22 protein-coding genes and 1 tRNA gene are annotated in these 22,359 nt (G+C 33.6%); 8 read left to right on the plus strand and 15 right to left on the minus strand.

Annotation, left to right across the window (positions count from 1 at the left end; translation table 11 throughout):
- Positions 1–7: 7 nt before the first annotated feature.
- The 3 genes from ACFPVY_RS17035 to ACFPVY_RS17045 form a co-directional block, all read right to left on the minus strand.
- Complete coding sequence (locus tag ACFPVY_RS17035) at positions 8–958, minus strand: aldo/keto reductase (RefSeq protein WP_379793365.1); 951 nt, start codon at positions 956–958, stop codon at positions 8–10.
- Between the two features lie 104 nt (positions 959–1,062).
- Positions 1,063–2,103, minus strand: a complete 1,041-nt coding sequence (locus ACFPVY_RS17040) for a Gfo/Idh/MocA family oxidoreductase (RefSeq protein WP_379793366.1) — start codon at positions 2,101–2,103, stop codon at positions 1,063–1,065.
- A gap of 133 nt (positions 2,104–2,236) precedes the next feature.
- Positions 2,237–3,301: an NADH:flavin oxidoreductase/NADH oxidase gene (locus ACFPVY_RS17045; protein WP_379793367.1), complete on the minus strand. Its 1,065-nt coding sequence runs from the start codon at positions 3,299–3,301 to the stop codon at positions 2,237–2,239.
- A gap of 211 nt (positions 3,302–3,512) precedes the next feature.
- Between ACFPVY_RS17045 and rseP the strand changes: the two genes are divergently transcribed.
- Together rseP and ACFPVY_RS17055 are read left to right on the plus strand one after the other, a co-directional pair.
- Positions 3,513–4,850, plus strand: coding sequence for an RIP metalloprotease RseP (gene rseP / locus ACFPVY_RS17050; RefSeq protein ID WP_379793368.1), 1,338 nt, complete (start codon positions 3,513–3,515; stop codon positions 4,848–4,850).
- Between the two features lie 87 nt (positions 4,851–4,937).
- Positions 4,938–5,014 (plus strand) — tRNA-Asn (locus tag ACFPVY_RS17055).
- Here the strand turns inward: ACFPVY_RS17055 and ACFPVY_RS17060 are convergent.
- From ACFPVY_RS17060 to ACFPVY_RS17100, 9 genes are all read right to left on the minus strand, one after another.
- A complete protein-coding gene (locus tag ACFPVY_RS17060) occupies positions 4,977–6,554 on the minus strand; it encodes a recombinase family protein (RefSeq protein ID WP_379793369.1) in 1,578 nt (525 codons plus the stop codon). The two genes, ACFPVY_RS17055 and ACFPVY_RS17060, sit on opposite strands and share 38 nt — an antisense overlap.
- Positions 6,555–6,669: 115 nt before the next feature.
- A complete protein-coding gene (locus tag ACFPVY_RS17065) occupies positions 6,670–7,455 on the minus strand; it encodes a hypothetical protein (protein ID WP_379793370.1) in 786 nt (261 codons plus the stop codon).
- Positions 7,456–7,555: 100 nt separating this feature from the next.
- Positions 7,556–10,009, minus strand: coding sequence for a S8 family peptidase (locus tag ACFPVY_RS17070; RefSeq protein ID WP_379793371.1), 2,454 nt, complete (start codon positions 10,007–10,009; stop codon positions 7,556–7,558).
- Positions 10,010–10,012: 3 nt separating this feature from the next.
- A complete protein-coding gene (locus tag ACFPVY_RS17075) occupies positions 10,013–11,023 on the minus strand; it encodes an AAA family ATPase (protein WP_379793372.1) in 1,011 nt (336 codons plus the stop codon).
- 76 nt (positions 11,024–11,099) lie between these two features.
- A complete protein-coding gene (locus tag ACFPVY_RS17080; RefSeq protein WP_379793374.1) occupies positions 11,100–11,531 on the minus strand; it encodes a hypothetical protein in 432 nt (143 codons plus the stop codon).
- A gap of 37 nt (positions 11,532–11,568) precedes the next feature.
- Positions 11,569–12,480 (minus strand): hypothetical protein, encoded by a 912-nt coding sequence (locus ACFPVY_RS17085; RefSeq protein WP_379793375.1) that lies wholly within the window; start codon positions 12,478–12,480, stop codon positions 11,569–11,571.
- Between the two features lie 76 nt (positions 12,481–12,556).
- Positions 12,557–13,384, minus strand: a complete 828-nt coding sequence (locus tag ACFPVY_RS17090; protein WP_379793376.1) for a toll/interleukin-1 receptor domain-containing protein — start codon at positions 13,382–13,384, stop codon at positions 12,557–12,559.
- A 201-nt stretch (positions 13,385–13,585) separates the two neighbouring features.
- Positions 13,586–14,032: an OB-fold protein gene (locus ACFPVY_RS17095; RefSeq protein WP_379793377.1), complete on the minus strand. Its 447-nt coding sequence runs from the start codon at positions 14,030–14,032 to the stop codon at positions 13,586–13,588.
- Entirely contained in the window at positions 13,977–14,645 is a 669-nt protein-coding gene (locus ACFPVY_RS17100) for a hypothetical protein (protein ID WP_379793378.1), read from the minus strand. The genes ACFPVY_RS17095 and ACFPVY_RS17100 overlap by 56 nt, the downstream gene beginning before the upstream one ends.
- Before the next feature lie 91 nt (positions 14,646–14,736).
- On the opposite strand from ACFPVY_RS17100, the gene ACFPVY_RS17105 reads away from it, so the two are divergent.
- Positions 14,737–14,991 carry a helix-turn-helix domain-containing protein gene (locus ACFPVY_RS17105; RefSeq protein WP_379793540.1) on the plus strand — a complete coding sequence of 85 codons (255 nt, stop codon included), beginning with the start codon at positions 14,737–14,739 and terminating at the stop codon, positions 14,989–14,991.
- Here the strand turns inward: ACFPVY_RS17105 and ACFPVY_RS17110 are convergent.
- Both ACFPVY_RS17110 and ACFPVY_RS17115 read right to left on the minus strand, forming a co-directional pair.
- Positions 14,988–15,650 carry a recombinase family protein gene (locus ACFPVY_RS17110; RefSeq protein WP_379793379.1) on the minus strand — a complete coding sequence of 221 codons (663 nt, stop codon included), beginning with the start codon at positions 15,648–15,650 and terminating at the stop codon, positions 14,988–14,990. The two genes, ACFPVY_RS17105 and ACFPVY_RS17110, sit on opposite strands and share 4 nt — an antisense overlap.
- A gap of 40 nt (positions 15,651–15,690) precedes the next feature.
- A complete protein-coding gene (locus ACFPVY_RS17115; protein WP_379793380.1) occupies positions 15,691–16,155 on the minus strand; it encodes a DUF488 domain-containing protein in 465 nt (154 codons plus the stop codon).
- A 249-nt stretch (positions 16,156–16,404) separates the two neighbouring features.
- Between ACFPVY_RS17115 and ACFPVY_RS17120 the strand changes: the two genes are divergently transcribed.
- The 4 genes from ACFPVY_RS17120 (at position 16,405) to ACFPVY_RS17135 (ending at position 20,364) form a co-directional block, all read left to right on the plus strand.
- Positions 16,405–16,983, plus strand: a complete 579-nt coding sequence (locus ACFPVY_RS17120; protein WP_379793381.1) for a hypothetical protein — start codon at positions 16,405–16,407, stop codon at positions 16,981–16,983.
- Positions 16,984–17,131: 148 nt separating this feature from the next.
- Positions 17,132–17,884, plus strand: coding sequence for a hypothetical protein (locus tag ACFPVY_RS17125; protein WP_379793382.1), 753 nt, complete (start codon positions 17,132–17,134; stop codon positions 17,882–17,884).
- A 182-nt stretch (positions 17,885–18,066) separates the two neighbouring features.
- On the plus strand, positions 18,067–19,437 hold the full coding sequence (dgt, locus tag ACFPVY_RS17130; RefSeq protein ID WP_379793541.1) for a dGTP triphosphohydrolase: 1,371 nt from the start codon (positions 18,067–18,069) through the stop codon (positions 19,435–19,437).
- Positions 19,438–19,485: 48 nt separating this feature from the next.
- Positions 19,486–20,364 carry a restriction endonuclease gene (locus ACFPVY_RS17135; RefSeq protein ID WP_379793383.1) on the plus strand — a complete coding sequence of 293 codons (879 nt, stop codon included), beginning with the start codon at positions 19,486–19,488 and terminating at the stop codon, positions 20,362–20,364.
- Positions 20,365–20,375: 11 nt separating this feature from the next.
- Here ACFPVY_RS17135 and ACFPVY_RS17140 read toward each other — a convergent pair whose 3' ends face one another.
- Positions 20,376–20,966 (minus strand): hypothetical protein, encoded by a 591-nt coding sequence (locus tag ACFPVY_RS17140; RefSeq protein ID WP_379793385.1) that lies wholly within the window; start codon positions 20,964–20,966, stop codon positions 20,376–20,378.
- A gap of 491 nt (positions 20,967–21,457) precedes the next feature.
- Between ACFPVY_RS17140 and ACFPVY_RS17145 the strand changes: the two genes are divergently transcribed.
- The gene (locus tag ACFPVY_RS17145) at positions 21,458–22,255 is read left to right on the plus strand and encodes a LytTR family DNA-binding domain-containing protein (protein WP_379793387.1); all 798 of its coding nucleotides are present in this window, start codon (positions 21,458–21,460) and stop codon (positions 22,253–22,255) included.
- Positions 22,256–22,359 lie beyond the last annotated feature (104 nt).

The raw sequence follows: 22,359 nt of genomic DNA on the forward strand, positions 1-22,359 counted from the left end.
ATCTGTTTTACCAAGCGCTTTGCGAAGTCAAAAATCGAATCGCGTCTGAATCTAAATTTAGTTCGGGTGCTTGGATGATGGCGTCTAATTGTTCCAGACTCGTGGCACTCACAATCGGCGCGGTAACCGATGGCCTTTGAATCAACCAAGCCAACGCCACGGATGCCGGAGTCGTGTTATTTTGCTTTGCAATTTCGTCCAATGCATCTAAGATTTTCAGTCCTCTTTCGTCAAAATATTTCTCCATGTTGCCACCACGCGGACTCTTTTTCAAGTCTTCTTTGGTTCTGTATTTTCCGGTCAGGAAACCGCTTTCTAAAGAAAAGTAAGTGAAAACGCCCAATCCGTGCCCTAAAGCTAACGTTTCATATTCGCTTTCGTATTTTTCTCTGGCGTATAAATTGTAATGCGGTTGCAAGGTTTCATAACTCGGCAAGCCTTTTTCCGCGCTGGTTTCTAACGATTCTTTGATTCTTTCTGGCGACATATTGGACGTTCCAATCCAGCGGATTTTTCCGTCTTTTACCAATTGGTCGTAAGCTTCCAACGTTTCTAAAACCGGCGTGGATTCATCGTCGAAATGGGTTTGGTACAAATCTAGATAATCGGTTTGCAATCGTTTCAGTGAATCTTCCACAGCTTGCAGAATGTATTTCTTTTTGAGACCTTTTTTGCCGTCGCCCATATCAGAACCTACTTTCGTGGTCAAGATAATGTCGTGGCGGTTTTTCTTTTCTTTCAGCCATTTCCCGATGATTTTCTCAGATTCTCCGCCTGAATTTCCGGGTTTCCATCGAGAATACACGTCGGCGGTATCAATAAAATTAAATCCGGCGTCGGTAAAACCGTTTAAGATTTCGAATGACTTTTTTTCGTCTAAAGTCCAGCCAAATACGTTTCCTCCGAAAGCGATTGGATAGACTTGTAAATCGGTGTTACCTAATTGTCTTTTTTCCATTGTTGTGTTGTTTTTTTGCCACAGATTAGAGGATTCAAAATGATTTTCTCTTTGTCTAAAACTTAGTAGAATCCGTGAAAATCCATTAATCTGTGGCAATTATTTTAAAATTCAATTAATATCTTCTCTTCATTGCTTTTAATCGAAGCTTCAATAACTCGCATCACGTTTTCGCCGTCTTCGGCAGTTACAGGTTCTGTTTTATTTTCCGCAATGGCTTCGTATAATTTGTCAAAAAACTCGAAATAATTTCCGTGTAATGTTGGGACTTTTTCCCTGATGACCACGCTGTTAACTTCGGTGTGAAGCAATCCTTCTTTATAATCGGGTTCGATTCCCCAATTATCTCTATTTGGTTTTTTTCCTAGTTTCAATTCGTCTTCCTGAACATCACCTCTGTCTTTCAAAAACGAGCCTTTTTTTCCGTGTAAAATATACGACGGAAGCATTTCTCTGACGAAAAATCCGGCTTTCAATCTTACGCGGAAGCGAGGATAATACAGCAAAATATCGAAATTGTCATCTACTAAAGATTGGTCTCTTGTGATTCTAATATCGGCAGTCAAAGCTTCTGGAAATCCGAATAACGTCAAGGCTTGGTCGATGATATGCGGGCCTAAATCTTTTAAGATTCCGGCGCCTGAATTGGCGGTTTCTTTGTGCTGTTTTGGACTTAAATTTGGATTATATCGGTCGAAATGGATTTCTGCTTCGACGATTTCTCCTAAAATATCTTGGTCTAAAATCTGTTTTACAGTCTTGAAGTCGCTGTCCCATCTTCTGTTTTGGAAAACCGTCAATTTTAGATTTTTTTCTTTGGCTAAATTTTTCAATTCTTCAGCTTCAGCGACTGTTGTGGTGAACGCTTTTTCTACCAAAACATTTTTATTGGCTAAAATTGCTTGTTTGGCGTATTCAAAATGGGTTCCGACTGGCGTGTTTACAATAACTAAATCTAAATCGTCTTGAAGCAATTCTTCGATGGAATTATAGCTTTTTGTGTATGGATAATCGTCTTGTATTAATTTTTTGCTTCTTTCCCAAGAACCGATTAATTCGAATCCTTCGTGTAAATCTAAGAATGGCGCGTGGAATACTTTTCCGGACATTCCGTAGGAAAGAAGGGCTGTTTTTATTTTTTTCATATTGTGTGGTTTGTTTAACGCAAAGGGCGCAAAGTCTTTCGCAAAGTTTTAGAAGTTTCTCGCAAAGGCGCTAAGACGCAAAGTTAATTTTACTTTGAAACTTTGAGGCTCTGCGACTTTGAAACTTTGCGAGCTACTTCTTCGCTCTATCATATTGGTTTGGCCATGGAACATCTACGCCTAATTCCCTAGCGAAAGTCAAAGCAAGATTTGGGTCGCGCAGGGATTCTCTGGCGAAGAAAATTAGGTCGGCTTTTTCTTCAGATACAATGGCTTCCGCTTGTTTTGCTTCCGTAATTAATCCGACAGCGCCTGTGCACATTTTTGTTTCTTTCCTAATTTGTTCGGCAAACGGCACTTGGTAGCCTGGTTCAACTGGAATTTTTTGGTGTGAAACCAATCCGCCAGAAGAAACGTCAATTAAGTCAACGCCTTTGTGTTTTAAAATTTCGGAAAGTTTTATGGATTCTTCGATATTCCAGCCTCCGTCAGCCCAATCTGTTGCAGAGATTCTTACGAATAAAGGCAAATCATTTGGCCATTCTTGTTGCACGGCTTCTAAAATTTCTAACGTAAAACGAATTCTATTTTCAAAGCTTCCGCCATATTCGTCAGTTCGTTTATTGGACAAAGGCGAAAGAAATTGGTGCAACAAATAGCCGTGCGCTCCATGAAGTTCCAAGACTTTGTAACCTGCTTGAACCGCACGTTTTGTAGCCGATTTGAAATCTGAAATTACTTTTTCGATTCCGGCTTTGTCTAAAGCTGTCGTATTCTCATTGTCGTGGTAACCGATGGCGCTTGGTGCAAAAGTTTCCCAGCCACCTTCTTCTTTTGACAATTTTCTATTCCCTTGCCATGGCGAAGTGACGCTGGCTTTTCTTCCGGCGTGCGCCAATTGAATTCCGGGAACGCAATGATGTTCGGTTATAAAATTGGTGATGTTTTTTAATTTTTCGATGTGCTCGTCGCTCCAAATTCCTAAATCTTCGGGAGAAATTCTGGCTTCGTGAGAAACTGATGTGGCTTCTTGGATAATTAACGAAGCGCCTCCGTTGGCACGGCTTCCGAGGTGAACGAGATGCCAATCGTTTGCAAATCCGTCTTTGGCAGAATATTGGCACATTGGAGAAATGACGATGCGATTTTTCAGAATAATGCTTTTTATCTGAAATATTGAAAATAATTTTGAAGACATAATGGTGTGTTTTTAAGAGAAATGGCTTTGTAAACCAATAAAGAATGACAGAAATGCCATTCAAAAAAGTAAAGTTAAGGCACAAATAATAAAGTGGGAAGCGGATTTCAATTATTAACAAACTTTTAAAACGGGGAAAAATCGAGATTGTAATTGTAAGTAAATAGAAAACACTATTTTTGTTCGGAATTATTGAATCTAAAACTAAAAAATGGAAATAGTTATTAAGCTCTCACAGTTTTTGTTGAGTTTATCATTGTTGATTGTACTGCACGAATTAGGGCATTTTATCCCGGCGAAATTATTCAAGACGAGAGTGGAAAAATTCTACCTTTTCTTTGATGTCAAATTCTCTCTTTTAAAGAAAAAAATCGGTGAAACTGAATACGGAATTGGATGGTTGCCACTTGGTGGTTACGTGAAAATTGCCGGAATGATTGACGAAAGCATGGACAAAGAGCAAATGGCATTGCCACCTCAGCCGTGGGAATTTCGTTCAAAACCAGCTTGGCAACGACTGATTATTATGCTTGGAGGTGTGACGGTGAATTTTATTTTGGCTATCATCATTTACATCGGGATGGCGTTTGTTTATGGAAACACGTACATCGCAAATTCTGAATTAAAAGACGGAGTTTGGGTTTCTAGTCCGGTTGGTGAGGAATTAGGTTTTAAAACCGGAGACAAAATCATTGCCGTGGACGGAAAAAAAGTGGAGAAATTCAATGATGTTCCATACAGCGTGAATTTTGCGAAAGAAGTGACTGTGGGAAGAAACGGTGCTGAGCAAGCGATTAAGCTTCCGGTAGATGTTTTGGACAAAGTGATGAAAGACGAAAAACGATATCTTGACTTGAGAATTCCTTTCATCGTGGGCGGTTTAGATGAAGCTTCTCCGAACAAAAATAATCTTGAAAAAGGTGATGTTTTATTAAGCATTGACGGAAAAAAAATGCGCTACGCGGATGAAGTATTGACTTTCAACAAGGCAAATCCTGGAAAAACATTTGATGCTGTTGTTTTTAGAAACGAAAAAGAGCAAAACGTAAAATTGACTTTGACAAACGAAGGAAAATTAGGCGTAATGCACGGTGGCGTAAAAATCGATAACTTAGAAAAATTAGGATATTACAACATCAGCAGAGAAACTTTCTCTTTTGCGGAATCGTTTCCAGCGGGAATTCAGAGAAGCAAAGACGAATTGGGACGATACATCACGCAACTGAAAGCGATTGTGAATCCAGATACCGGAGCTTATAAAGGCGTTGGCGGTTTCTATGCGATTTTTAATGTTTTCCCAAGTGTTTGGAGCTGGGAATATTTCTGGGGCATTACGGCTTTCTTATCAATTATGCTTGGAGTTATGAACTTATTGCCGATTCCTGCACTTGACGGAGGTCACGTAATGTTTTTATTATTCGAAATTATAACAAGAAGAAAACCGAGCGAAAAATTCATGGAAAGAGCACAAGTTGCTGGTTTCTTTATACTTATAGCGTTGGTTTTATTTGCCAACGGAAATGATATTTACAAGGCGCTGACGAGATAGAAAAAAAATTGAAAATTTTTTTCAAAATTATTTGCAGAAATCAAATATAGCCCTATCTTTGCACCGCTTTACAAGGCAAACAAGCCTTCCTCCTTAGCTCAGTTGGTTAGAGCATCTGACTGTTAATCAGAGGGTCCTTGGTTCGAGCCCAAGAGGGGGAGCCATAATGGGTAAACTACTAGAAATAGTAGTTTGCCCATTTTTTGTTTTACCTAATTCGTTGATATTTAAAGCCACAAGAGAGAGTAATTCATTTACTTGGGTGGTTCGATAACTATTTTTAAAAAATATAATTTTCTCTGGGAATATCGAACCAATAATTTTTTGTTTTACTTCCACATCAGCACTTCTATAGTATTCTTTCATGTTATACAAGAATGTTAACCCATAATTATAATACTTTTGAAAAGCAGATTTATCAACACTTAACTCTTCCTTCTTAAACCTCCAATCATCCAAAGATTCTTGAATCCTAGACTTAATTGAGTGATAATCATCTTTGTTAATTACATTATCCAAGAGCTTATCCTGTAAAGACTCTAATTTCAATTTTAACTCTTTGATTTTATCATCCGCTTGTTTAATCTTATTTATTCTCTCATGCTCATCTTGATTAAAAACATCTTCCAATATCGCCTTAGAGAGCATTAAAACACTTTTGCTAATTTTAAATGAATCAAGGTAGTTCTCGAAGGAATTATTCGCTAAATCTGCCCTAAATCGTTCTTTACAACCTTTTTGACAATGGTAGTAAAAGTGTTGCGTCCCATTCCGACTAGTTGATGGACTTCCTGTTAATTTACCTCCACAACGATCACAATATAAATGTCCTCTTAATGGGAGTTCTTCTTTTCTTGTCAACACGGCTGTTGATTTCTTTCTTTTGCCAAAATGCACCATCTGAACCTTGTCAAATAACTCTTTTGATATTAGTGGAGAATGCTGGCCTAAAACTTCTTGCTTTGGCTCGTCGTCCCAAGCAGGCACTATAATCAACCCATAATAATACCGATTTCGAACAAGATTCAAAAAAGTTTGTTTGCAACAACGCTTCAATCCTTCCTTGATTAGATTTTTTCGCACCTCCTCTATTGAAAGCAAGCCATGTGAAAGAATTTCAAATCCTTTTACCACTAATGGACCATGTATGGGGTCTATTATTATTGATTTATTTATTTTATCATTGAGATAGCCAACAGGAGCTTTGCCCATCGTGCGTCCTTCTTTTGAAGCCTGACGCATTCCTCGTTTAGTATTGTCTGCTCTAACTAAATTTTCAAATTGTGCCATACCTGCACTAAAATATTGTTGAAAAAAAGTTTTTGGGTCTTTGAAATCATAAAACTGATTTTCGCTAATACTGAAAACTCTGATATTGTATTTCGCCAAAATATTAATCATATCGTGAGTCTCAAAAGCATCTCTTGAAAATCTATCAATTTTAGTAACTACAATTATGTCTGGGCGTATTCTTTTGCTTTTTATCTCCTCTAACAGAAGCCTCCATTGAGGTCTTAAAAAAGTTTTTGCTGAATGATCATCTTCATAACTCGCTATTATTTTCCATTCAAACTTTTCACAGTGTTTAATAATTCTCGCTTCCTGCTCCTGTAAACTATATCCGTTTTCCTTTTGTTCTTCAGTGGATACCCTCTTGTACATTAACACCTTGAAGTGCTGCAACGTCTGCTTTAAATTTATCATACTCTATTATTGATATTTGATAAAGAAACTCTCTAATTTTCTTGACTTCATCATCCGTGTACTTGCGCTCAGAACTATTAAGTATCGTTTTGCATTTTTCGATTGTAATCATAGACTAACTCGTTATGGTTACTGTAACTCCATCATCCACGAAGATCTCAGCTTTATTGAATGACCATGATGAAATAGCATTCATTAAGCCCATATTCTTTATTACTAAATTAGAGTCTTCGATCAGTCTTACGTCACCTTCCTTTATGTGTAATTTTATGGATTTATAATCGCCAGTTTTGAGAAAATATAACAAAGTCATTTTTTCAGTATTTTCATATGCATCTTGAATTTTAAAGTCTAATTCAAAGGCATTATTAGGAAATTCGAGTGCTATAAAGTCTTGTAATTTGAAATTTATATGTGTAGGAAGAAGCCCTTTGGAGATAAAATGAGTATAAATTTCCAAAGACATGATATTAGTAAATCCACCTTCAAATATCAGAAGTGTTTTAGGCACTCTTAATATAGTATCCAGTACGCTAAATTTCAGAAGTGAGAAATTCTGAATAGGAGATTCTGTTAGGTCTTTTCGAGTTTGTTTCAACGATTCTAATGGAATTCCAAATTTTCGAGCCTCAATAATAATGCTTAACCAAATACTTTCGAGCCTGTCGAACCTTCGGATTTTACCTTTATCTGCCTCGTTAACAAAAATAATGTCATTATTTATCCAGCTGTTGAGAACCCTTGCTGATTGTTCACTTTTTGTACCAACTTTTATTTGGTGTAAACAATAATCCATTATGTCACTGTCTGTAAAGTTTATAAATGAATCTGGAAGTTCATCATAAATTTCACGCAATGCGTTTTGGTTAATTTTATCGTATAGTATATTATTCTTTTGCATGATCTAATATTTTTTACAAATATATAAAAATATTACATTGCAGTAACAAATAGTTTTTAGATTCGGAAGTCTTTGTAAGTATTAGATTTATTAATGCGTTTTAAGTCTCTAATTCTATTTCGTTTTCAATTCTAATAGCTTCGTAGATTTCTAAATTAGAATTTAATATTTCAATGGAGACAACTAATGAATAAGGAACTTCTCCGTTTTCTTTGTCCCAACCTTTATGACCTCTAACTGCAAAACTTATATCGCTTGGTAGGTCATGTGATTTGATTATTGTCCAATCCTTTTGAACTGTACTATTTGCTCTACTAATCCCTTCAACACCCCATCTAGTATCACTATTTATCTTCCAATGAAGATGTTTCATAGCGTTTCTATGTTCAGGATCGTAAGTAGTTACTCCCCCTTCAATTTCTTTAAGAATGTAATCCTTAAAGTCTTCTAAAGGCTCATCAATCTTAGAACTTGTCCAATCTAGCCAAGTAGATAAATACGATTTAGACTTCTGTCTGGTTCTTCTCACCTTTGCTGAATATGATAAAGTAACCTCAATTAAAATATCATTTTCTTCGACAGGAGACCTCAAAAATTCTGGAATATTCAACGAGTAGACATGACCTTCTTCAGCTCTAATTTCGCCTACATTATAGAATGTAATTCTTTGATGAGTATTTTTAGTTACGCGTTCTAAAGATGGAATTCCATAGCCGAAATACTTCATGCTTTTTAATGTAGGATTTTCAAAAAAAGTATTCGGTAATCTAGCTCCTTGAATTACTAAAGCTCTCAATAAATTTACATCCTCATCTGGATACAATTTTAATAATTGAGCAACAATATATGAAACTTTAGGGGTTGCAAACGAAGTTCCTACAATATCGCTTCCTATACCAGCACCTCCATCTAACGTCGAACGAATTAATTCTGGTGAAATTATATCTTTTCCAGATACAATATTTCCTGTTTTGGAAACAGTAAGTCCTCCTCCATATTCAACAACATCGGGCTTAATCATTCCCCAAATACCCACACCAATTCTTGAAAAGGGAGAAACTTCGTCATCAATACCTAACGACTGATAGTAATCATCTTCAAAAGAAGTATGGTTAACTGAACCCACTGTAATTGCAAAACTACTTTGCGCAGGATTAGCTATTCTACAATATGGTTCTTCTAAAAAATCAGGATAATTAACTCCGTTGCTCAAATAATGTTTAATATCATCTTTTGTAATGTTTCCAGACGAAATTAAAAAAATGACTTTATTATGATTAATAAGTGAATCAATAGTAGCCGCCCAAGATGACATATGTTTTAATCGAGAAGCTACACTAGAATTTATAGAAAGATTGAAAATCTTGCAATCTTCATTTTCTTCTACAATTTTCTTCATAAGTTCTGCCGGTAATTTATGAGTAAGCAAGTTGTTCTTATCCAACACTCTCAAATTTCTAACAAAACAAGGTAGTTGATATGGTTGTTCTACCGAAGATATTCCATTAGGATATAGAATAGCTCCAGCAACTCTAGTACCATGCCCTCCATTTTTTACATAATCAGCAGTTGAAGGGTCACCTTCAATGTAAGATTTAGAATTTCCTCCGATTATTGCAGCAGACAAATATTTATGACCTTCCATTATACCACTATCAATTACTCCGACTTCTGGAGAATTATCATCTGGCGCAATAACTTCAATTTCCACCGTCCCTACTTCATCAACTTCACTACTTAAGCCTACAACTTCATCAATTTCTGAAACCTCAAAAACAAAGGGATAATTAAACACTAAATCTTTCAAACCTTTTCCTGTGATTTCAACCTCACAACAAAAGCTATCCTCTAAGTCAATAAGAGAACTATTTATCTGTCCGTAATGATTTATAAATTTCTCAAACTCTTCTTGTCTCTCATCAAATCGTTTGTCTCGTTCAATTTGTTCTTGTCTATGTTCTTCTAGTTTATTCTGGTAACCTCTTTTGGTCGGGTCTGGTGTTTTTTCAATTGGTTTATCAAAAGCAACACCAACTTCGAGTTTATATAATCCGTCTTCTTCAATTGTTTTCCAGATTGATTTAAGTTTTTCCGAAAGAATATGAATGGGTTTCCAGCTTTTTCCATCAACGATTTCCCAAAAATCTGCTATAGTAGCACTCCCTCTTTGATTATCAAGAAACATTTGAATTTTCTCGTTTAATGATTTGAAGCCGTCCAAAGATGCTCCAATAATGAAACCTTCTTCTTCTTCCGAAATCACTTCAATGCCAAATTGTTTTAAATCAAAGTCATTACCTATTAAATCAGGGTTTATTTTTAAAAAAATAGGAATTACATCTGCATCTAAAGGAGCCAAATCATGTTCTTCCCTTTCATTAATTCTGTTCGCCCAGTCAGATTTTATTTGAGATGTTCGCCCTGATAAATAGCCAAAGTGCCCTTTTCTATCATCTTTGTTTTTTTTTGAATTAGGATGTGTACCTCCACCACCGTGAAAACGAGGTTTTCCAAAAACTTTTTGATGAAATTTTAAGTGGGGAAATTTCTCCATATTTTATTTGTTAAAAGCCAAATTTTCTTCTAGTGCTTTATTCAAATCATCGGCAGAAATTTCTTTGTGAGAGTTTATAATTGATTTTTTAGCTGCATCATTTGCAATCTTAACAACCAGAGCATAAGACAGCCCATTCATGTTTTTTGCATAATCTTTAAGCTTAATGCTTTTGTTTAAATTCAATGCGGAAAATGTTATTTTCAATAAGTCTATGATTTCATTTTCATTCGGCCTAGGCAATTCAATAATTTCATCAAATCTTCTAAATAAGGCCTTATCCAAACTGCCTTCTAAATTTGTAGTCGCTATCAATATCCCTTGTCCGTTATATTCTTCTAGCAACCCCAAAACTATATTAACAATACGATGAATTTCGCCTACATCGTTAGACTTTACATCTCGTTGCTTACCAATAATATCAAACTCATCTAATAAAAGCACGCACGGGTACCTTTCAAGGCTCTCAAACAACTTATTTAAGTTTGAAGCCGATTCGCCTAGGTAAGATGATATTATAGTGTCAAATCGAACTTTATAGAATGGCAATCCTAAATCCCAAGCAATTCTTTCTGCAGTCATACTTTTACCACATCCCGAACTACCGTAAAGAAGTATTTTTTGACGAGGTCTTAAACCATGATGTGCCAATCTTTCTCTTGCCACGTATTCTTTCTCAATTCGCAATATCTTTTCTTCAACAACTGGAGCAAGCACCATATCGTGTCTTAAAAAATCATTTTCTATGTGGGTAGCCAAAGGCAATTTGTATCTTCTATCTGCTGGGATTGAAAAAACATCGTCTCTGTTTCTTGTTAACTTTAAAGTCGGATGTTGTTGTGGCTCTAAAACTCTTGCCAAATTTCCTTCTAAAATCGTATCAAGCCTATCTGCTAATTTTGTGTGTCCCTTTTTCCTTTCATCATCAATAATGGTATAGGCTATCCTTACCAAAGGCTCTTCTTTATTGCCTTCGATAGATTTAAATAATCTTGTTAGTAGCGTCTGGTTCATTGTTAATGTTTGTAAGTTTGTTTACAAGGTACAAAAATAGAAAATAGAGTGGATAATATTTGTTTTCAACCAATTATTAAATTTCCGGTTTATACAATTCCGCCAAGTCATTCAATTCTGTAAAATTTTCGACTAATACATCATATGCTTTAAACCAAGCTTTTACAATATTTTCAGAATAAAGAGGCTGCAACAGTCCTTCTAATTCTTTACGAGTAAAATCGGTCTGAAAGTCGAAGAATGTCATTCGTCCTTTCTTACTATCTTTTCTGATTTGGAATATTGTTATAAATCTACCAAATGAAAACACAGCGGTTGTACCTTCGTCTGTTAAGCACTGGCGAATCTGAACATCAATATCAATATCCTCTCCAAAGATTTGGCGATTATATTCTATTTTTTCTAAATCTGTAGTTGTACCCCAATTTTCACTTTCAGTTATATCATCAACCAATAAAGTGAATTTTTTGACAATTGGAGGTTGGTTTATGAAATAGTATTTTTTCATTACTTCTTATTTCAAAAAAATATTAAGAATTATCCCTTTAGATTAATTTAAGTACTTCTTTAGTCAATTCTTTATAAATTAAGTTTAAAACCTCGATGCTGACAGCTTGTGACAGTCCTAAATCAATTAATTTCCCTTTTAATAATTGCCCCCAATTTTTTTTATCTAATCTTTCATACAAATCCTTCATTTCCGAAAGTTCATCAAATATAATTTCTTGCCCAAGCCCTAATTTATTTAGTTCTTGTATTATTTCATCAATTTTATGATTAATCTCATTTTTAGAATCACTTATACGGCTGTAATCAGACGATTTAACTTTCCTTCTCTCTTCAACATATATTTTCCCGTTAGTGGTTAGTTGTGCCGTTATATGTCGTGCTGCCATGACATTTACTAATCCTCTGTTCTCTAAAATTTTTATTAGTTCTCTGTCTTCCCCATGTCTTTTTTGAACTATCCCATTTCCTTCTAAAATCATCTCAATTGAATGAAAATAATTATCATAAAGATCAAATAATTTTTCAAGAATCAAATCAAGTGTTTCTCCGGTTGTAAAATTTTCTCTTTCTTTAATATTTATCTCATCGGTTCTTATTATAGCATCACAGACGCTTAATGTTCTCAATAAATATGTTAGGGTATTCTTTTTTTCATTAAAATCAGCAAACACATTTTTGATTTTTTTAGGAACATCCTCTTTTTGCCCTAAGTTATAACGCAATTCTTTTGCATTGTAAAAGCCAATTGCAAAATCATTATTCTCACCATCAAAAGAACTTTTTAAATAATCATAACACTGTTTGTTCCAACCTTCAATTTTTTCTTTTACAATTGATAGGTCCGCCTCATTTTTAATTTCCCTTTCTGTTTTGCTTATTTCATTTGCTTCATCAACAAATGATTTTATTTTATCTGAAAAAGTATCCCATTTAATTTCTAATTTCATAAGTGTGTTTTTTTTTAATACTTTAAGTTGGATATGCCAGATTTCTTCTTTCAAGGTTATAGTAAAATGGCTTCTGTTATAGCTTTTGTAGAGGTGCAAATCTTAACAGCAATGTTTTTATCCCAGAATTATCAAACTTAATTTGAATTTTAGAATCCTTAACCTCTTTACCTATCATAACATCAATAACTGTTCCTTCTCCAAATCTATTGTGTAAAACCCTATCTCCTGTTCCTAATTCGAGTGCCGAATCGAATGACAATTGTCCTGAATTAAACAAATCAAAAAATTTATCATCAACATCCTTACCCTCTGTTATCAAGTTCGGATTAACATACTGTTTTCTTGTTAACTCTAAAATTTCTTCTAAAATTTCCCTGTCCGATCTTTTAGGTGCGATATTAGTAACATCTTTTACATTAGTGGTTTCAAGTATTGTTTTAATGTCCTCTTCTAATTTAGGATAAAATGTTTCAAACACTTCGTCAAATATTACATCGGATATTTTATTCTCATCAAGGAGTAAATTAATAGATTTCATTAATTTTTTAAAATCCTCTTTTTTAAATTCGGTGGTTTGAAAAGTAGCTAAAGGGCCTTTCAAATATGAATTTGTTAAACCAAATAAAATTGGACAAACTCTTGATTTCTCAAGTTTATTTGAAAGTGCTCCAGCTTCAAAAAGAATCCAAGGTTTTTCTGTGTTCTCACTTGTTAAACAAATTAAACCCACTTTACACTCGTTTAACTTTTTAGTTATTTCTGTCTCCCATTTTGACCCTTTTTCTATATCCGAAGGTGTAAAATATGGTTTTGCGGATTGTAATACTTTCGGTATCCAATTTTTTAGTGCACTTGCAATTTCTTTACTGTTTTCCCCTGACCAGCTTATAAAAATATTCATTTAATAAATTATTTAATGTTTTTTGTTATACTATACCAGCTAACATATATTACCAAATGTAGAGAACTTTTTAATACTACTATAGTTAAATACTTATATTTTGTTGAGAATCTGGAAAATATAAATTCACTCAAATCTATCAATCATTTAAAATAAAAAAGCCCCGTCAAATCGACAGGGCTTAAATTGTTGTACTGAAGCCTAGTTTACCGAGCAGTCTTGAATAACAACATTTTGTAAAGTAAAACCTTTACATTTGCCAATTATTGTTACTTTTTCTCTTTTCCCAAGTTGAGATATTATCTTATTGTTTTCATCCGAAAAATAACAATTTACACTTTGCAAATAACCTACCTCCAGAGAGACATAAGGATTGTCTAAAACATCTTTTCCGATATTTCCTATCGTACCAGTCACTGCAATTTTCTTGCCTTTGTATTGTTCATCAGCAGACACCTCATTAGCTTCGTATGCTTGGTATAAATCCGGTGCAGTAATTTCAAAATCTATATCTATCAAATATGGGCTATCGGGATATACTTTTTTAAGATGTTTCATATACTCTGATTTTAAAGCCATAAAGCCATTTTCATCACACTTGTTCACTGCTTTCCTTCCATTGGCTAACTCCTTTCTGAACGCTCTCATAAATAGCGTCTAATACCTTTTCGTCTTTTGGATCAAACAAACCAAAAGCGTATGAGATGTTAAACGGCTTTTCAATCTTCACGCTTTTACCATTACTGTCATAAAAATTGGTATTTCCTGCTCCATATAAATTGTATTTACTGCGATACCTGTCAAAAACTTCAACAATTTCATTTGGCAATCCACCATTCATTCGCAATGATAATGATGAAACCGCTACAACAAAACTCATTTTACTGTCTCCATTGTTAGATTTTTCTAAATTGGTGGCAATTGCTTCTGAAATTCCAAACTGCGAACTCCCATCAATAGAAAAAGAGTTCTTTATAGCGTCGCTTACAGCATTTAATGTGGGCAAGTAATCTACTGAAACTACATCACTATCGACTAAATCAATATAAACTGGATTTTTCTTTAGCTCCTTTAACCATTTTTCACGTTGCTGTTTTCTTTCTGGATTCAATTTTGAAACATTCTGACTAACCTGTTCATTATAATCTTTATACTGGTTAGTGCCAAGATCAGCTGTTTCCGAATTTGAACCTTTCTTACAGCTGTAAAATGTTAATGCAATAAGTCCAATGCACACAATGCTTTTGAAATTTTTTCCCATAATTTGAATTTGAATGTTATGATGTAAATATATGAATAATGTAGTATTTTAAGGTTACAAAAACTAATGTTTTTACGTGCAACTTGCACATATGCGTAGTCTCTCTGAAATAGAAATATCTCGATTGTCAAATGAAATTCCCAAACTTGTGGGAGAGCAGATTGTCATATTCAGAAAATTGAGAAATCTATCCCAAACTGAATTAGCAGAAATGGTCGGTAAGGATAGGCAGTATCTTTACAAAATCGAAAAGGGTAGAGTTACTCCAAACATCACTACATTGTCGATATTAGCAAAAGCCCTTAATGTCTCCTTATCAGAGCTAATGGGTAATATCAAAATTTAATTATTGTTCCTTTCAAATAATATTTTGGTTTGAACCTGCGTAAAAGCCTTACCTCTTCGGGTATTGAAACCTAGCCTATTCAGTTCTTTGGTAATGAAGTAAAAAGATTTACCTTGTTTATTGAGTCCATCGATTAAAGCCGTTGCTTTCTTGTTGTTTTCGTTTTCCAAGGAATTCAACTTTCTTATCTCTAGCCCTTTTTGCCTTGCTTCTAAATTCAAATTTTGAGGAGAACCCAGTTTCACTCCTTTTCGTTTCAATTCTGCTAGTGCATCTTTAGTTCGCTGACTCGTTCGTTCTCGTTCGTCTTGTGCTAGAATTGCCATGATGCCAATTGTTACCGAATTAGCATCTGGCATATCACAACACTTGAATTTCACCTGACTGTCTCTTAGAGTCAAAATAAAGGAAGCATTGCGACTTAATCGATCAAGTTTTGCAATAAGCAAAGTTGCACCTTGCTTTTTACATTCTTCAATTGCTTTGATGAGGTTTGGTCGATTATTATTCTTTCCGCTTTCAATGTCCTGAAATTCCGCAAACAATTCATCATCAGAATTTACAAACTTGCTGACTGATGATTTTTGGGCTTCAATACCCAATCCAGAATTTCCTTGTTTTTGGGTGCTAACTCGATAGTATGCAATATATTTCTCCATTACTAAAGTTTTTTAAAGGGATGTTTGTAAAACGTAACTATTAAAAAAGTTCGTTCAAAATAGTACCGTCTTTGTCAATATGTCGAATGTTAAAATTCTTGGCTTGAAGATAATCTCCAATCAAAACTTTTCGATGACAATGTGCTGGAGATTGCTCTGCACACATGAGAGCTATTTTAAGCTCGTTCTGATTAATGTTTACTACTTGTTCAATGCCATCAGTAAAGAACTCTTTAGATTGGATTTTTTGATAATCAACTTCATTGTTGGTGTAACAATCCAAATCCGATGGCTTACCACCAAGCTCATAGCCTAAAAATAAATACCGGATGTTGTGGTTGATTAAATGCAATTCTAACTTCTTGCTTCTGAAGTCTGGGTTGAAACGTGAAAATGGATTAGTACGAACATCAATTAAAATCTGAATCTCGTATTTTTGAAGTAGTTGGATAAAAGCCTGAATGCTTCTGTTTCCGTAGCCGATTGTGTAAATCTCTGAACTCATTTATTTTTTATAAATCTACTCAGAATTTGACTTTTTACCTGACATTTTGAGCTGTTTTTTACAAAAAAACTAACCCTAGGTTGACCACCTAATTATTGTTATATAGTGTTTTACTGTTTAGACTTTAGTAAATTAAAGTCATATTTAATTCGTTACCTATAATTTTATTTAGTTTTTATGATTTATATAAGTAAATTGTGCCTAATTTATTATAAACTTTATTAAAAGATAAAACCATCTTTGTAGAAAATGAGTAAAACTAACCAAAAAATGATTTTTTTAGAATACGATCAATTAAAGGAAACTTTGAAAGAGGCTCAAACAGTAATTAGTTCAGAAATCATAAATGAAGAACAAATGGAGCAAGTAAAAAACTTAATTGAATTAAAACCTGCCGAAGAAATTGGAAAAGGTCAATGTTTATATAACGCTTATCAAGTTGCAAATGCCACTGGTGCTAAAATTGTTGAGGGCATTGCCAACATCCAAGTTGAAAAAGAGGGTTTAGAAAGTACAACTATCATTAAGCATGCTTGGAACATTCTAAATGGAAATCAATTTGATATAACAAAAGACTTGGTCTGGCCTAACCTAAGTGTCAATTTGAAAGAAATTAATTACCTCAGTGCAGAAGAGTTTTCAAAATCTGACTACATCCTTGACGAAAACATTCTTAAGTTTAATTCCCAAGTTGACTTGATGGCAACGTCTTTAAAATTTCTAAAAACGAAAGAAATTATACTTTTGTATTTAAATTCAATGGGTCTTGATAAAATATTTTATGAACAATTATTAACAGATTGTATTAATTCAATTAAAGAAAATTAGGCAAAACACACGTTTTGCGCTACTGCGAATTTTGTGCAAGCCAATGTTTCTCTTTAACAAAAAATATTATCTTAGTGGAAAATAATAAGTTCCGGAGCTCGCAATAGCACAAAGCATGGGAGCGTTTATAAGTAAGCAAAACAAAAATATGGCTACAGAATTTGATTTAGACAAAAATAAATTATTTGAAATTTTTCGAGAAAAAGGGATTGAAAATTTGTATCACGCAAATACTATTGCAACTTCAATTTCATTCTTAAACGAAAAGTCTCTTTTATCTAGAAAATTTGTTTTAGACAATAATCTATTTCAGACTGACCAGTATTCCGATGAAAAAGATAAAAAATTTGGGATTTGGGATGGAATTTTTTTGGATGCAATGGACATACACACTGTTTTCAATCGACGAAATAAATATGGACCGGTTTTATTTTCTTTTAGCACTGAACTACTTAAATCAGATTTGGTAAACAGTGTTAGAATTACAAGAGTAAATCCAGTGCATTGGAATTCTACACAATCTGAAAAAGATTGGTATTATTCAGATTTGGACGAATTTAAAAATAATTACAAGAAAGGAAACAAATTAAAAGATGTTGGATCAATGCTAATTCTAAATGACATCAATGGAAAACTTCCTTTGCGGCCTTTTTTTAATAAGCTAATACTTGATAATCCTAATGTTTCAGTAAATTATAACGAGCATGAAACATATTTGTCCGACATAATTGCTGAAAAAATTTTGGAGGTATTAACCAAAAATAAATTTGAAGATATTCCGAAACATCTTAGACATAAAAATAGTTTAGTTAATTGTATTTGTTGGTCGCAATATAAAAATTTCAATCGCGGAGATTTAAGTGAATTAAAAAAACTTTTTCATCCAAATCCTGTAAAGTAGATTATTTGTATATAACAGGGCATATACGCAATTGTTAATTTTAGAAAGCTAAAAACTATCATTTAACGAAGAAATTTTTATATTCGTTAGAGCGAACTCAGTTATTTTTTAAGTGACTGTGTGACTGCGCGAAACGCTCTATCATTTTTAAGAACCAACAACTAAATACAATTGATATGAATATTGATTTAAACGAAATTTATTCAAATAAAAGAACTGGGATTAGTAGTACACACAAAGATAGCCATCCAAGAACCGAATATCAAAGAGATTTTGATCGAATAATATTTTCATCAGCTTTTCGTAGACTTCAAAACAAAACTCAAGTTTTTCCTTTGCCTGGGAGTGTTTTTGTTCATAATAGGTTAACCCATTCTCTAGAAGTTGCATCTGTTGGCCGTTCATTAGGAACATTAGTGGGTAACATAATACACGATAAGTACAAGGGAGATTTAACTCCCGAGAGTCAAGACTTTTACCGTTATGATTTATATAATGTAGTTGCATCCGCATGTTTATGTCATGATATTGGTAATCCTGCATTTGGACATTCTGGAGAAGATGCAATTGCCAGTTATTTTATCAAAAATAAAGACTCTCTAAAAAAGTTTTTTGTTGAACAAGATGAAAAATGGAAAGACTTAGTAAACTTTGAAGGGAATGCAAATGCCATTAGAGTTCTCACACATCAACAAAATGGAAAGTCTGAAGGTGGAATTAAACTTACATATTCAACACTCGCAGCAATTGCAAAATATCCATGTGAATCGATTGCTAAAGATGAGAATTTTACGCATAGAAAAAAGTTTGGATTTTTTCAGTCTGAAAAAAACACATTTATAGATATTGCTGAAAATACTGGGATGATAAAAGATGATACAACTCCATTAATTTATTTAAGACATCCTTTTGTTTGGCTAGTTGAAGCTGCTGATGATATATGTTACAACATAATAGATTTGGAGGATTCACATAGGTTAGGAATAATCGAACACTCACATTGTGTAAAATTGCTGAGCGACTTAATTACCTGTATTGGAGGAATAGATAAATTAAAAATTGAAGGTAAATTGGCTAAAATTGATGACCGGAATGATCGAATTTCATATTTACGTGCCAAAGCAATTAATGTTCTGACGATGAGAGCCAAAGAAATTTACGAAAATAACTTAGATAAATTCTTAACTGGAACTTTTAAGAAAGCAATTTTCAATACAATTAAAAATGAATGTGATGCTTTACAAAAAATTATAGCGTTTTCTACTGAAAACATTTATAATGATAGAAATGTTGTTGAGATTGAAAACGCTGGATATAATGTTATGTACGAATTATTATCACATTTCATTCCACCTATCCTTGAAGTTGAAAGTATTAGAACACAATCTCAAAGAAAAGCTTTAAAATTATTACCAAGAACTTTTAATTATGATGGTAAGCCAGAATATGAACGGATACTTGGCGTTTTAGATTATATTTCTGGAATGACTGATAACTATGCAACTGACCTTTACAAACGAATAAAGGGAATTGAAATTGGTATGAAAATCTAAAACTGTAGGCGAAAGCTGCTAAATGTTACTTACAATATTTATCAACATTTGATCAAGAAAAAAAAAACACTACAAAAGATGCGTCAAAACAATCTTGACTGGAAAGAATACGAAGCCATAACAAAATACATCTATGAGACTTTGGGTAAAGAATTTGGAGTTACAGTTGTAGGTTATGGTAATGACTGTAAGGTTCAGGGAAAATCAGGTAACTTTCATCAAATTGACGTTTTGACTATGCAATCTAACGGAGTGCATCAGGTTCGAACTGCAATTGAATGCAAACACTTAAAGACGAAAATAACTAAAGATACCGTGATGAAAGTATTAGGTATTATTAATGATGCTCGAATCGAGAAAGGTATTATAGTTTCAAAAAGCGGATTTACCAAAGATGCTACTAATTTTGCACGCGAGTATAATATTGGTCTTGTTGAACTAAGAGAAATAGGAGAAAAAGACTTTGAGGAAACTCCTAAAGAAATCCATATTGGGGATTTGCTACTAAACATTCAAACAATTATAACACGGCCACAAATATTAAATATAGACATTGGTAATAACCAAAGCATAGAAATCAGTGATGAGTGGGATTATTATAATTATGCTGTAATATTGGAAACCCAGACTAAAATTCCTTTAATAAAATATGTGAACGAATTTCGAAATGAAGTAAATCTTCAAAATAAAAAAACTGAAAAAATTACTAAACATTATGAAATTCCAAACGCAATTCTTTTTCACACTACTAACTCTGTAGAAATTAACGGAATTACCTTCACGGGTCAATTAATAGAAATCGACGCTAGCAAAAAACTAAGTTTTAAATTGGTTGATCAAGTTTGGTTAATAATGAAATCAATATTTGAAGAGCGGGTATTTACTTTTTCAGAAATTGGTTTGATTGTAGAGCGTAAAAATAAGTAATACACTGGACTTCAATCTGACGTTTTATTTTTTTTAAGCAGTTTACCTTCAACTAAAGCTTTTTCGGCTTCCAATTCTTCAATTGAGTATTTGGAATAATCTTTATCAAACGAAATTGCATTTACATTCTGTTGGTTATTCGTAATGTAAATAGGGCTATCTCCGTAGCCTCTATCTCTCATCTTAGTTTTCATAAAAAAGTATAACGCTTTAGAATCTCTGTCTATAAATAATTTCTGAAGTAAGATTGTTTCAACATCATCTTTCATTCCTTCTACCGCATCGTGTAAAAAGACACTAAATGTGTCACATGTGTCTCGCCATCTATAGTAGGTTTGTCTGCTAATTTTTACTGTTTTACATGTAGCAGATACATTCAATAACTTCTTTGGGAAAACCTCGATAAATTGCTCTTGAATGCTTGTCAATCCTACAGCTTCCAGATATAACTTATCAAATTCAGATATTGTTTTGCGCCAAAATTTAATATCCTCTTCGGTCACTTGAAATTGGTCATAAATCTCATATAAATCACAATGATTATTTATCATTTCTAAGACGCTTTTATGCTTTTTTAATAACTTTTTATGTATTCTTTTCATTGATTTACTAACTTTTCTTGTTCAACTTGAGCATTTGCAGCTGAATTCTTGTCCGTTTTTCAATTAATCAAGCCAATTAATCAAAATACGCTTACTTCTATCTGGTTTCATTAGTCGATTAGACTGCTTTCGGACATCTTACTTCTTCCAGCTATTCCATCTGCCTTTTCATAAGTCTCGTGTTTGAACTACCTGTTTCTATCTTCCTAGTCTTACGGTTCAAGGTTATTATAGGAGGCTATTACACGGGAGAATCTGGGCTTTAGAGATTTCTACTCATTATTTCGCTATACGGCAATACCGGCACGAAGGCCTTTAAATCATAGATTTTCTTTAAATCATCGTACATTTGGTTCGAGAAACTACCAGTTAGGGGAGCAAAATTAATCCTGATAGAAATATCAGGATTTTTTGTTTTATATACTTTCGTGGAATTTCCTTCTTATCTGATTTGATTTATTATTAGTTTTACAAAACGAATCACTCTCAAATTGACTTCCTTAAAAAAACAAATACATTTCACATATCCAATCAAGTCCAAAATAGCGATTGGCTTGGTCTTGTGTCTGTTTTTATCGTTCGTCATTATTGTTCTCGAGCCTTTTGATACCGACCAATTTAAATCTAATAATAAATTATTGTTGCTTTCTGGTTTTGGAATATTGATTTTTATTGTGTTCGTAATTCAGAACTGTATCGAAAACATTTGGTATCTAAAAACAAAAAAGGTTTGGCGAGTTTTCCACGAAATCCTTTCTACAATCGTCTTTTTTATATTTTCCGGAACGATTCTCTATTTTTATAACAGAATGGTGGTAAACGGAAGCAGTTATACGATAGAAAGCCATCTTCTGTATCTGTTGACGATCGTCATTGCGATGATTCCTGTTTTTGCGCCATTGATGATTTATTTAAGGCAAAAGTTCGGAGAAAAGATTGTTCCACTTTCGCAAAATTCAATTATGCTGATTGGAGAAAATAAAAACGAAATCTTGACGCTCGAAAAACAAGAATTGCTATTCGTAAAAGCGGTTGAAAATTATATCGAAATCTGTTTTGTGGATAAAAATGCAAAAATTATTTCCAAAACATTTCGGCAGACACTTTCAAAAGTCTGCGAGCAAGCGCCTTTTCTAGAAAAATGCCATCGATCATATCTTGTTAACACAAATAACATTAAAGAAATTATCGGAAATTCCCAAAGCGCGACGATTTGTTTTTTAGTTGGTGAAAAGCAAATTCCGTTGTCGAAAACTTATTACAAACAGATTAAAAATAACGCAACTTAGTTTTTCAGAAACAAACTGTTATCGAGTGGTCAAAAAAGCAAGCATTTCGTCACAAACATTTGAACAGCAAGAGATTTCGCATTTACTTTGAAACTTCATCTAAA

This window comes from Flavobacterium qiangtangense, assembly GCF_042658345.1.
GTDB classification, from domain to species: Bacteria; Bacteroidota; Bacteroidia; order Flavobacteriales; family Flavobacteriaceae; genus Flavobacterium; species Flavobacterium qiangtangense.